Source organism: Dokdonella sp., from assembly GCF_017744955.1.
In the GTDB taxonomy this organism is placed as follows: Bacteria; Pseudomonadota; Gammaproteobacteria; order Xanthomonadales; family Rhodanobacteraceae; genus Dokdonella_A.
Map to the genome: position 1 here is coordinate 45,211 of NZ_JAGIAG010000010.1, position 12,020 is coordinate 57,230.

Here is a 12,020-nt window from a genome sequence, read left to right on the forward strand (position 1 = left end):
CGACGGAAACTCCTCGAGCCATGCCACGACTCTCCGCCTCTCGTTTCGCTCTCGCGCTCGCGCTGCTCGCACTCGGCGGCTGCGCGACGATCGTCAACAATGCCAGCCAGAAGCTCGCCGACAACCTCACCGCCGGCATGCTCGACCAGGAAGACGTCGACACCGCACGCGACGGCATCCCGGCCTGGCTGCTGCTGGTCGACGGACTGATCCAGGGCGACCCGCAGAACGTCGGCATGCTGACCGCCGGCGCACGCTTGTACGGCGCCTACGCGGGCGGTTTCGTCGACAACCCGGAACGCGCGACACGCCTGTCCGCGCGCGGCTTCGACTACGCGCGCCGGGCGACCTGCATCCAGCTGCCGGCGTTGTGCAAGCAGATCGACCAACCCTTCGAGGGCTTCCAGGCCGAGGTCGCCAGGAGCGGCAAGAGCGACGTCGGCGTGCTCTATTCGCTGGCGTCGGCCTGGGCGGGACGCATCCAGAACAACAGCGCGGACTGGACCTCGATCGCCGACATCCCGAAGGTGCAGCTTTTGTTCGAGCGCGTCGTCGCGCTGGACCCGAACTACCAGCAGGGCGAGCCGTACATGTATCTCGGCGTGCTGGCGACGCTGCGCCCGGCCTCGCTCGGCGGCAAGCCGGAAGAGGGCAAGGCCGATTTCGAGAAGGCCCTTGCAATGTCCGGCGGCAAGAACCAGATGGTTCGCGTGCTGTACGCGCAGCACTACGCGCGGCTGACGTTCGACCAGGAACTGCACGACCGGCTGTTGAACGAGGCGATCGCCGCCGATCCGCACGCGCCGGGGCTGACGCTGATCAACAGCCTGGCGAAGGAACGCGCGAAGAAGCTGCTGGCTTCGGGCAAGGATTTCTTCTGACGATTTTTTCCGACGAACGGTTCGGGCGGTCCGAGAGCGTCATGCCGGCGAAAAAGCCGGTTCCGCTTTCCCGGGCAGCCAAGCAGAGCCGGATTTCCGCCTGCGCCGAACGACGAACGATTCAACGAGGACGACGATGAACCACTTCAGCAAACTTTCCCTGAGCCTCGCGCTCGCCCTGGCCGCTTTCGGAGTGAATGCCGCGACGATCAAGATCGCCACGCTGGCGCCCGACGGCACCAGTTGGATGAAGGAAATGCGCGCCAGCGCCGAGACGATCAAGACCAAGACCGAAGGTCGGGTCGAGCTCAAGTTCTACCCCGGCGGCGTGATGGGCGACGACGCCACCGTGCTGCGCAAGATCAAGATCGGCCAACTGCAGGGCGGTGCCTTCACCGGCGGCGAGGCCAGCGTGATCACCAAGGACGCCGAGGTCTACACGGTGCCGTTCCTGTTCCGCAACCAGGAAGAGGTCGACAAGGTGCGCGCCAAGGTCGATCCGCTGATCAAGGAATCGTTCCGCAAGAACGGCTTCGAGCTGCTCGGCATCAGCGGCGGCGGCTTCGCCTACCTGATGAGCACGCGCGAACTGAAGACGCGCGACGACCTGAAGAGCGCGAAGGTGTGGGTGCCGCAGGGCGACGAGATCGCCGCGGCGACGTTCAAGGCCGCCGGCGTCACGCCGATTCCGCTGCCGCTGTCGGACGTCTACACCAGCCTGCAGACCGGTCTGATCGACACCGCCGCCAACACCACCGCCGGCGCGATCGCGTTCCAGTGGCACACCAAGATCAAGCACGTCGCCGACCTGCCGGTGATCTACGTGGTCGGTGAACTGGCGGTCGACAAGAAGGCCTTCGACGCCCTGACCCCGGCCGACCAGAAGGTGCTCGGCGACGAGATCGGCGGCGCCTTCGATCGCATCGACAAGCTGGCGCGCAGCGACAACGCGTCTGCGCGCACGGCGCTGCAGCAGCAGGGCATCACCTTCACCGCGCCGAGCGAGGCCGAGCGCAAGAACTGGGAAGCGGTCGGCGCCGAGGCGAACAAGCAGCTCGCCGCCGGCGGCGCGTTCTCGCCGGAGGTGCAGAAGGCGCTCGACGCATCCCTGGCCGAAGCGCGCGGCGGATCGAGCAAGTGAGCCGGCCGGCCGGCCGCGCCCTGGTCTGGCTCGATCGCGTCGAGACCGGCCTGATCGCCGTGCTCGTGCTGGCGATGGTGCTGCTCGCCGGCGCGCAGATCGTGCTGCGCAACTTCTTCGAGACCGGGCTCGGCTGGGCCGATCCGCTGCTGCGCGCGATGGTGCTGTGGACGGCGATGCTCGGCGCGCTCGCCGCCGCGCGCGACGACAAGCACATCGGCCTGGACGTGCTCGCGCATTTCGTGCACGGCAAGACGCGACGCGCGATGCGCGTGATCACCTTGCTGTTCGCGGCCGGCATCTCGGCGACGATGGCCTGGTACGGCTACGGTCTGGTCCAGCTCGATTTCGGCGGCGGCAACACCATCGCCGGCATTCCGAACTGGCTGATCGAGGCGATCATTCCGTTCGGCTTCGGGCTGCTCGCGCTGCGCTTCGCGCTGCGCGCGTTCCTGCCGCCGCGCAACGAGGACATGCCGGTGCTGGCGCCGGAGCTGCCATGATCCTGCTCGCCGTCGTCGCGTTGCTGATCCTCGCCGCGCTCGGCGCGCCGCTGTTCGCGTTGATAGCGGCGGTCGCGCTGCTCGGCTTCCACGCCGCCGGGCAGGAGGGCATCGCGGTCGCGGTCGAGTTCTACCGCCTGGCCGACATGCCGGCACTGATCGCGATCCCGCTGTTCACGCTGGCCGGCTATCTGATGGCCGAGAGCCAGGCGCCGCAGCGGCTGGTGCGCGTGACGAACGCGCTGCTCGGCTGGCTGCCGGGCGGCCTCGCCATCGTCGCGGTGCTCGCCTGCGCGATGTTCACCGCGTTCACCGGCGCGACCGGCGTGACCATCGTCGCGCTCGGCGCCGTGCTCTATCCGGCGCTGCTGCAACAAAAGTACGGCGAGCGCTTCTCGCTGGGGCTGCTGACCGCTTCCGGCAGCCTCGGTCTGATCCTGGTGCCGTCGATGCCGCTGATCCTGTACGGCGTCGTCGCGCAGCAGTTCCACACCACGCCGCCGGTCACCATCGACGCGCTGTTCAAGGCCGGCGTGCTGCCGTGCGCGCTGATGGTCGTGCTGCTGTCGATCTACAGCATCTGGCATGCGCGCCGCGTCGGCGTGACGCGCGAGACGGTCAGCGGACGCGAGCTCATCGAGGCGCTGAAAGGCGCCGCGTGGGAGCTGCCGCTGCCGTTCGTGATCCTCGCCGGCATCTATTCCGGCAAGCTCGCCGCCTCGGAGGCGGCTGCCGCGACCGCGCTGTACGTCGCCGTCGTGACCGTGCTGATCCGCCGCGAGATCCCGCTGCGCAAGCTGCCCAAGGTCGCGCGCGAGGCGATGCTGCTGGTCGGCGCGCTGCTGATCATCCTCGGTTTCTCGCTGGCGCTGACGAACTGGCTGATCGATGCCGAGGTACCGGAGAAGCTGTTCACCGCGATCCAGGACAGCATCACCAGCAAGGGCATGTTCCTGCTCGTGCTGAACGCGTTCCTGCTCGTCTTCGGCATGCTGCTGGAAGGCTTTCCGGCGATCATCATCCTGGTGCCGCTGGTGCTGCCGGTCGCGCTGAAGTACGGCGTCGATCCGATCCATCTCGGCATCCTGTTCCTGGCCAACCTGCAGCTCGGCATCTTCCTGCCGCCGGTCGGCATGAACCTGTTCATCGCCAGCATGCGCTTCAACAAGCCGGTGCTGACCCTGGTCCGCGCGAGCGCGCCGTTCTTCCTGATCCTGCTCGCCGCGGTGCTGGTGATCACCTACTGGCCCGAGTTGTCGCTCGCGCTGGTGCGCTGACGGCCTCCGGCCGGCGGCGCCGCAGACGGGCGGCGCCGATCAGTCGCGGTCTCAGCTTCCGTTCCGGCTGCCTCGCCACAGCGCCAGCGCCGCGTCCAGCGGCTCGCGATGATGCGGGATCGTGGGCAGGCTCTCCTTCGCCGGCAGTCGCTCGATCAGCGGCTTGGCGAGGTCGCGCTGCCCGTTGGCGATGCGGCAAGCGGCCAGCGTCGCCTGCGCGCGGAGCGCGTCGACGGGCTTGGGCGAGGTCTCGCCGAGCTTGGCGGCCTCGATCGCATCCTCGCAATCGCGCGACGCGTGGCCGCGTGCGACGGCGAGCCAGCTGCGCTCGATCAGGCCATCCATGCGCGTGCCGCTCGCGGACGCATCGGACGCGTAGCGCGCGAAATAGTCCGCCAACGAGGTGTCGGCGGCGTCGTAGCGACTGGCGCGGCGCTGCGACCGGGCGGTCATGAGCAGCGTCCGTGCGCGGTCCTCCGACGTCGCGCCGGCCAGGGTCCGTTGCTGCTCCCGGATGCGATCGAAGACGCCGATCGCGTCCGCGCTGCGCCCCGCGGCATCCAGGGCCAGCGCATAGCCGCGCAGGAAGAGGTCGGGCCGGCGCAGGTTCTCGCGTGCGGGATTGGCCGCGCGCCATTGCATGCAGCGCTCGAACGCCTGCACCGCTTCCCCGGCCTGGCCGGCGTGATACAGGGCGACGCCGAGGTTGTTGAGCTGCGTGTAGTAGGACGGATGGTCGGCGCCGTAGACGCGCTCGACGATGAGCAGGGCTTCGCGTTGCGCGGCCACGGCTTCCACGTGGCGGCCAGCCCGGGCCAGCGCATTGCCGCGGGCGTCGAGCAGGAGGCGGCGCTCCGGCGCGCCGGGCTCGGTGCGAGCCGACAGCGCCTGCCAGGCCGGCTCGAGCAGGGTGAGGGCTTCCTTCGCGCGCCCCATCGCCGCGAGGTGGAAACTCCACGGCTGGACGACTTCGTGGTACGCCTCGCTGTCGATGCCGAACAGCTGCGAACGCACCTGCGCGCTCCTGCGCAGGCGCGCTTCGGCTTCCTCCCAGCGATCGAGGTTGGCGAGCTGGATGCCGGCGGAAAGATCGGCGGTCGCCCGCAGTTCGACGGCGATGCGCGACTGGCCCCGGCCGAGTTCGTAGGCGTGCTCGGCTTCGGCCAGCGCTTCCTCGTCGTGCGATTGACGGCTGAGGACCGGCACCAGCGCCAACCGCGCGCCGGCCTCGGCGAGAGGATCGCCGCCGGCGATGCGCAGAGCGAGCGCTTCCCGCAGCAGCGGCAGGGCTTCCTCGTAGGTGCCGAGGCTGGCGCGGGCGCGACCGAGCGCCTCGAGCAGAGCGGCACGCTGCTCGGGTTGCGCACCGAGCTTGCGCCGCACTTCGCGTTCGCCTTCCGCGAGCAGGTCGGCCGGCGTGACCGCAACGCCAGGGTGCGTGCGCGGATTGGCGGCGTCGAACACGCCGACCAGCACGTCGACGGTCCGGCGCGCGGTTTCCGACTCCCGCAGGGCGACGTCGCGCTGCGCGGCGGCTTCGCGCATCTGCCACAGCGCCGCGCCGAGCCCGGCGGCCAGCGCGAGCACGCCGCCGGCCGATGCCGCCAGCGCCCAGCGATGCCGGCGCACGAAGCGCCCGCTGCGATAACTCCAGCCGTCGCGTCGCGCCCGCACGGGACGGTCGCGCAGGTGCCGCTCGACGTCCGCGGCGAAGTCGCCGACGCCGGCGTAGCGCTGCGCCGGTTCGACGCGCAGCGCCTTCATCACGATCGCGTCGAGGTCTCCGCGCAGGCGCCGCCGCAGCGCACCGGGCGCCAGTCCGCGCCTCGCCGCCAGCGGTTCGGCGTCGGAGGCCTTGCCGTCGCGCAGCGTCGTCGTGCTCGGGCGGGGCAGTTCCGCTGCGCCCTTCGCGTCGTCGCGCGCTTCGCGCGGCCGCCGGCCCGTCAGGAGTTCGTACAGCAGCAAGCCGAGCGCGTAGACGTCGACGGCGGTGGTGATCGGCTCGCCGCGGATCTGTTCGGGTGCGGCGTAGTCGGGGGTGAACACGCGCGTCGCCGTCGCGTCGCCGGCCTGGTCGAGCAGCTTGGCGATGCCGAAGTCGAGCAGCTTCAAGGTGCCGTCGCGGCCGACCAGGATGTTCGACGGCTTCAGATCGCGATGCACGACCAGGCGCTGATGGGCGTGCGCGACGGCGTCGCAGACGACCAGGAACAGCTTCAGGCGCTCGGCGATGCCGAGGCGGCGCCGGTCGCACCACTCGAGCACGCTTTCGCCGTCGATGTATTCCAGCGCCAGCCACGGCTTGCCGTCGGCGGTGACGCCGCCGTCGATCAGGTGCGCGATGTTCGGATGCTGCAATCCGGCCAGGATCTGCCGCTCGGCCAGGAAGCGTCGCTGCGTGTCGTCCAGGTCCCAGCCGCTGCGGATCAGCTTGATCGCGACGCTCTGCGCAAAACCGCCGTCGACGCGCTCGCCGAGCCAGACCGCCCCCATGCCGCCGCGGCCGATCTGGCGCACGAGGCGGAACGGGCCGAGACGCAAGCCGGTGCGCACGGCCGTGCACGCCGCGTCTTCGACGTGGATGCGTTCGGCCAGATCCGCGATCATCTCGGGCGCGACGTCGGCGAAGCCGGTGCCGGCGGTGATGCTGAGGTCGGCGCGCAGCAAGGCGAGCGCTTCCGCCCGGGTTTCCGCGTCCTCGGGGCAGGCCTCGGCGAGGCGTTTCTCCCACCCGGCCGAAGGCGCGTCGACGAGCAGGTCGAACAACGCACGCGCACGGCGCCAGCGTTCCGCGTCCATCATCGGCTCCGAGATTTCCCCAGTTTGAGGCATTCTATACATTGCGCTGCGGTGTTCCGGTGCGAGCGTCCAGACCCCGCCGCGTCGAGCCGACCGAACGAGGGAAAGGCATGCCCGAGACTCCGCAGGACCTGACCCGCGTGATCGCCGACGGCGTCGGCGATCCGGCCGCGCGCGAGCACGCGCTCGGCCTGGTCTACGACGACCTGGTACGCATCGCGCGCGCCGAACTGGCGCGGCATCGCCGCGGCGACACGCTGAACACGCGCGCGCTGGTCAACGAGGCCTACCTGAAGCTGTTTCACGGCAACGGCGGCGCGTTCGAGAACCGCGTGCATTTCTTCGCCACGGCGGCGCGCGCGATGCGCCAGGTCGTCATCGACTACGCCCGCGCCCATCTGGCCGGACGCCGCGGCGGCGGCGCCGAGCACGTTTCGCTCGAGGCACTCGAAGGCGCGCCGCTGCCGGTCGACGCGCAAGCCGAGCAGTTGGTCGGCATCGACCGCGCGCTGGAAAAGCTCGCGGGACTCGATCCGCGCCTGGTGCAGGTGGTCGAGTTGCGCTTCTTCGCGGGCCTCGAAGTCAAGGACATCGCCGAACTGCTCGGCGTGTCCGAGCCGACGATCAAGCGCGACACGCGCGCGGCGAAGGCGTTCCTGCAGAAGGAGCTCGACGCGGCTTGAAGCGAAGGCTTGCGCACGCTGCGTATCGCGACGGTCGACCTCGAAAAATCTCGAATGCCGTCGTTCCCGCGAGCGCAGGAATCCATCCCGCTCGGGCAAGTATCAAAACGGTTCCTCGCTCTCGCGGGGACGGCGAGGTCCGCCGAGACTTGCGATAGCAGCGGGATCGCCGGAAGAAAAAACGGCGGAACCGAGTTGGCGCGCGGCATGGAACGATTCCAAGAGAGACTCGTACTGCCTTACGCACAATCGCGTGCGCAGGGATCACGCGCGCGACGGGCCGGCCTGCCGTCACGCTAGACTTCGGCGATGACCGCCACCGAACCGCTGCAACTCCTGCATCTCGACGAACACCTGGTAGCGGTGAACAAGCCGCACTCGCTGGCCGTGCATCGCAGCCGCCTGGTCGGCGACGACGAGGACTACCTGATCGACCGTCTGCGCCTGCAGGTCGAAGGTCGGCTGCACGCGGTGCATCGACTCGACCGGGCGACCAGCGGCGTGTTGCTGGTGGCGCGATCGCAGGACATCGCGGCCGAGCTCGGGCGGCAGTTGATGGCACGCACGGTCGACAAGTCCTATCTCGCGGTCGTACGCGGCTGGCCCGCGGAGCAGGGCGAGATCGACTATCCGCTGTCCGGCGCGAGTCTGCGCGGCGAGGCGAAGCCGGCGCTGACGCGCTGGCGCCGGTTGGCGACGGTCGAAGTCCCGATCGAATCCGGCCGCTACGCGCAGCAGCGCTACGCCTTGCTCGACGTGCAGCCGGAGACCGGACGCTATCGGCAGATCCGGCGCCATTTCCACCACGTCTCGCATCACCTGCTCGGCGATACCAGCCACGGCCGCGGCGACCACAATCGGCTGATTCGCCAGCACTACGGCGTGCACCGGCTGCTGCTGCATGCCTGGCGGCTGCGCGTCGTGCATCCGGCGACGCGGGAGAGCCTGCGCCTCGAGGCGCCGCTGGACGAGAGCTGGCAGCGCCTGCTGCGCGCCTTCCAGTGGAGCGGGGCGCTGCCGGGCGACGACGCCTTGCGGCATCCGGACGCAGCCGCCGCGAGCGAGTAGCGAGGCGGCTGCGCAGTCTGTAGAATAGGGCATGCGCATACTCTCCGAAGCTCTCACCTTCGACGACGTTTCCCTGGTTCCTGCCTTCTCCGCCGTGCTGCCGCGCGACGTGAACCTCGGCGCTCGTCTGACCCGCAACATCCGCCTGAATCTGCCGATCGTGTCCGCCGCGATGGACACGGTGACCGAAGCGCGTCTGGCCATCACGATGGCGCAATGCGGCGGCATCGGCATCATCCACAAGAACATGTCGATCGAACGCCAGGCCGCCGAAGTGCGTCTGGTCAAGAAGTTCGAGGCCGGCGTGATCCGCGATCCGATCACCGTCGATCCGCAGACCTCGATCCGCGAGGTGATGCAGATCACCCGCGCGCACAACATCTCCGGCGTACCGGTGGTCGACGGCGAGCAGCTGGTCGGCATCGTCACCAACCGCGACCTGCGCTTCGAGAAGAAACCCGACGACCCGGTCAGGAACATCATGACGCGCAAGGAGCGTCTGGTGACGGTCAAGGAGGGCGCCGAGGACGACGAAGTCCTGGCCCTTCTGCACAAGTTCCGCATCGAGAAGGTGCTGGTGGTCGACGACGCGTTTCGCCTGCGCGGCCTGATCACCGTCAAGGACATCCAGAAGGCGCGCGACAACCCCAACGCGTGCAAGGACGACCGCGAACGGCTGCGCGTCGGCGCCGCGGTCGGCGTCGGCGGCGATACCGAGCAGCGCATCGCGGCGCTGGTCGAGGCGGGCGTCGACGCGCTGGTCGTCGACACCGCGCACGGCCATTCCGCCGGCGTGATCGAACGCGTGCGCTGGGTGCGCAAGAATTTCCCGAAGGTCGATCTGATCGCCGGCAACATCGTCACCGGCGAAGCGGCGAAGGCGCTGGCCGACGCGGGCGCGGACGCGGTCAAGGTCGGCATCGGCCCGGGCTCGATCTGCACCACGCGCGTGATCGCCGGCGTCGGCGTGCCGCAGGTGTCGGCGGTCGACATGGTCGCCACCGCCCTGCAGGGCAGCGACACCGCGCTGATCGCCGACGGCGGCATCCGCTACTCGGGCGACGTCGCCAAGGCGCTGGCCGCCGGCGCGGACTGCGTGATGATCGGCGGCCTGTTCGCCGGCACCGAGGAAGCGCCCGGAGAAGTCGAGCTTTATCAAGGGCGTAGCTACAAGAGTTACCGTGGAATGGGATCCCTGGGCGCGATGCAGAAGGGCTCCAAGGATCGCTATTTCCAGGACGACGAAGGCGACGCCGACAAGCTCGTGCCGGAAGGCATCGAGGGGCGCGTGCCGTACCGCGGTCCGCTGCGCAACATCGTCCATCAGCTGAGCGGCGGTCTGCGCGCGGCGATGGGCTACGTCGGCTGCGCGACCGTCGAGGAGATGCGCACTAAGCCGCAGTTCGTGCGCATCACCTCGGCCGGCGTGCGCGAGTCGCACGTGCACGACGTCACGATCACGAAAGAACCGCCCAACTACCGGCCGGACTAGTCATCTGAAACCGACGTCTCCGCTCCGCCAATACCTGCGCGCCGCCTTCCGCTGGCGCGCGGGCAGGCAGCGGTCGGGGTACGACAAGATGTTGCTGTTGCAGTCGATGTGGCCGTTGCTGTTCGACGTCTACGTCCTGCGCTTCCGGACCGGAAGCGAGATTGCGCCGCATACCGACCCGGTCTCGATCGGACGCCACTTCCGCTGCAACATCGTCCTCCGATGCGCGAAGGAGGGCGGTGAATTCGTCTGCGCGAATCCGATCTTCGCGACGAAGCGCATCAAGCTGTTCCGCCCGGACGCCTGCGAACACAGCGTCACCCGCGTCGTCCGCGGCACGCGCTACGTGCTCAGCATCGGCTGGGTACGCCGCTCCGACTCCCTGTCCGCCAGCCCACCTGCCTCCTGAATCATGGCCATGCCGAACATCCACACCGACAAGATCCTCATTCTCGACTTCGGCGCGCAATACACGCAGCTGATCGCGCGGCGTATCCGTGAGATCGGGGTGTACTGCGAGATCTGGGCCTGGGACCACGACCCCGCCGAGATCGCGGCATTCGGCGCCAAGGGCATCATCCTGTCCGGCGGGCCGGAATCGACCACGCTGACCGATGCGCCGAAGGCGCCGCAGCCCGTGTTCGACAGCGGCCTGCCGATCCTCGGCATCTGCTACGGCATGCAGACCCTGGCCGCGCAGCTCGGCGGCGCGACCGAGGCGGCCGATGCGCGCGAGTTCGGCCATGCCAGGGTCGAGGTCGTCGCCCAGGACCGCCTGCTGCACGGCCTGACCGACCACGCGCCGGCGCAGGCGCTCGACGTCTGGATGAGCCACGGCGACCACGTCGCCGCCGCGCCGCCGGGCTTCGTCGTCACCGCGAAGACCGAGCGCATTCCGGTCGCCGCGATGGCGAACGAGGACAAGCGCTGGTACGGCGTGCAGTTCCATCCGGAAGTCACGCACACCAAGCAGGGAACGGCGCTGCTGCGGCGCTTCGTCACCGAGATCTGCGGCTGCGCCACCTTGTGGACCGCGGCGCACATCATCGAGGACCAGATCGCGCGCGTGCGCGAGCAGGTCGGCGAGGATCGCGTGCTGCTGGCGCTGTCCGGCGGCGTCGATTCCTCCGTCGTCGCCGCGCTGCTGCATCGCGCGATCGGCGATCGCCTGACCTGCGTGTTCGTCGACACCGGCCTCTTGCGCTGGAAGGAAGGCGATCAGGTCATGGAGATGTTCGCGGCGCACATGGGCGTCAACGTCATCCGCGTCAATGCGGCGGACCGTTACTACGCCGCGCTCGCCGGCGTGACCGACCCGGAAGCCAAGCGCAAGGTCATCGGCCGTCTGTTCGTCGAGGTGTTCGACGAGGAAGCGCACAAGCTCGAAGGCGTGAAGTGGCTGGCGCAGGGCACGATCTACCCGGACGTGATCGAGTCGGCCGGCAGCAAGACCGGCAAGGCGCACGTGATCAAGTCGCACCACAACGTCGGCGGCCTGCCGGAGCAGATGAAGCTCAAGCTGGTCGAGCCGCTGCGCGAACTGTTCAAGGACGAGGTGCGCCGCATCGGCGTCGAACTCGGCCTGCCGCGCGCGATGGTCTATCGCCACCCGTTCCCGGGGCCCGGCCTGGGCGTGCGCATCCTCGGCGAGGTGCGGCGCGAATACGCCGAGATCCTCGCCCGCGCCGACGCGATCTTCATCGAAGAATTGCGCAAGGCCGACCTGTACGACCGCACCAGCCAGGCCTTTGCCGTGTTCCTGCCGGTGAAATCGGTCGGCGTGGTCGGCGACGCGCGCGCCTACGAATGGGTGGTCGCGCTGCGCGCGGTCGAGACGATCGACTTCATGACCGCGCACTGGGCGCATCTGCCGTACGACTTCCTCGATATTGTATCTCGCAGGATAATCAATGAGATATCGAATATTTCTCGTGTGGTTTATGACATCAGCGGCAAGCCGCCGGCGACGATCGAGTGGGAGTAAGGGGAATAGGTTCTCCTATAAAAAACAACGACTTGAAAAATATTCTGAGAGTAGTCAATTAGAATAAAACCCTTCTAAGGTATTGATTTTAAAGACTGTCATAGGGGAGCTTTCACTCGTTCGGCGCCGCTAGGCGGAAAATTTGACGGTAAAACTGACGGGACGTGTGAGTTCCTTCGGCTATGCTTGAAT

Annotated in this window: 10 protein-coding genes; 9 read left to right on the forward strand and 1 reads right to left on the reverse strand. The window is 68.5% G+C overall.

The annotated features are described in order from the left end of the window. The first annotated feature begins 20 nt into the window (after positions 1-20). From J7520_RS16635 to J7520_RS16650, 4 genes are all read left to right on the forward strand, one after another. Positions 21-881 carry a TRAP transporter TatT component family protein gene (locus J7520_RS16635; RefSeq protein WP_291190645.1) on the forward strand — a complete coding sequence of 287 codons (861 nt, stop codon included), beginning with the start codon at positions 21-23 and terminating at the stop codon, positions 879-881. 136 nt (positions 882-1,017) lie between these two features. Continuing rightward, positions 1,018-2,022, forward strand: coding sequence for a TRAP transporter substrate-binding protein DctP (dctP, locus tag J7520_RS16640; protein ID WP_291190647.1), 1,005 nt, complete (start codon positions 1,018-1,020; stop codon positions 2,020-2,022). After that, positions 2,019-2,525 carry a TRAP transporter small permease gene (locus J7520_RS16645; protein ID WP_291190650.1) on the forward strand — a complete coding sequence of 169 codons (507 nt, stop codon included), beginning with the start codon at positions 2,019-2,021 and terminating at the stop codon, positions 2,523-2,525. The genes dctP and J7520_RS16645 overlap by 4 nt, the downstream gene beginning before the upstream one ends. Continuing rightward, positions 2,522-3,802: a TRAP transporter large permease gene (locus J7520_RS16650; protein ID WP_291190654.1), complete on the forward strand. Its 1,281-nt coding sequence runs from the start codon at positions 2,522-2,524 to the stop codon at positions 3,800-3,802. Before J7520_RS16645 ends, J7520_RS16650 begins: the two co-directional genes overlap by 4 nt. A 51-nt stretch (positions 3,803-3,853) precedes the next feature. On the opposite strand, the gene J7520_RS16655 is transcribed toward J7520_RS16650, so the two are convergent. After that, a complete protein-coding gene (locus J7520_RS16655) occupies positions 3,854-6,601 on the reverse strand; it encodes a serine/threonine-protein kinase (protein WP_291190657.1) in 2,748 nt (915 codons plus the stop codon). Positions 6,602-6,711: 110 nt separating this feature from the next. Here J7520_RS16655 and J7520_RS16660 point away from each other — a divergent pair, with 110 nt between their 5' ends. The 5 genes from J7520_RS16660 (at position 6,712) to guaA (ending at position 11,828) form a co-directional block, all read left to right on the forward strand. Beyond that, the gene (locus J7520_RS16660; protein ID WP_291190660.1) at positions 6,712-7,284 is read left to right on the forward strand and encodes an ECF-type sigma factor; all 573 of its coding nucleotides are present in this window, start codon (positions 6,712-6,714) and stop codon (positions 7,282-7,284) included. Between the two features lie 309 nt (positions 7,285-7,593). Beyond that, complete coding sequence (locus tag J7520_RS16665) at positions 7,594-8,352, forward strand: pseudouridine synthase (RefSeq protein WP_291190663.1); 759 nt, start codon at positions 7,594-7,596, stop codon at positions 8,350-8,352. Between the two features lie 31 nt (positions 8,353-8,383). Continuing rightward, on the forward strand, positions 8,384-9,844 hold the full coding sequence (guaB, locus tag J7520_RS16670) for an IMP dehydrogenase (RefSeq protein WP_291190666.1): 1,461 nt from the start codon (positions 8,384-8,386) through the stop codon (positions 9,842-9,844). 115 nt (positions 9,845-9,959) lie between these two features. Further along, complete coding sequence (locus J7520_RS16675) at positions 9,960-10,253, forward strand: hypothetical protein (RefSeq protein WP_291190669.1); 294 nt, start codon at positions 9,960-9,962, stop codon at positions 10,251-10,253. A gap of 9 nt (positions 10,254-10,262) precedes the next feature. Then, the gene (guaA, locus tag J7520_RS16680; RefSeq protein ID WP_291190671.1) at positions 10,263-11,828 is read left to right on the forward strand and encodes a glutamine-hydrolyzing GMP synthase; all 1,566 of its coding nucleotides are present in this window, start codon (positions 10,263-10,265) and stop codon (positions 11,826-11,828) included. Positions 11,829-12,020 lie beyond the last annotated feature (192 nt).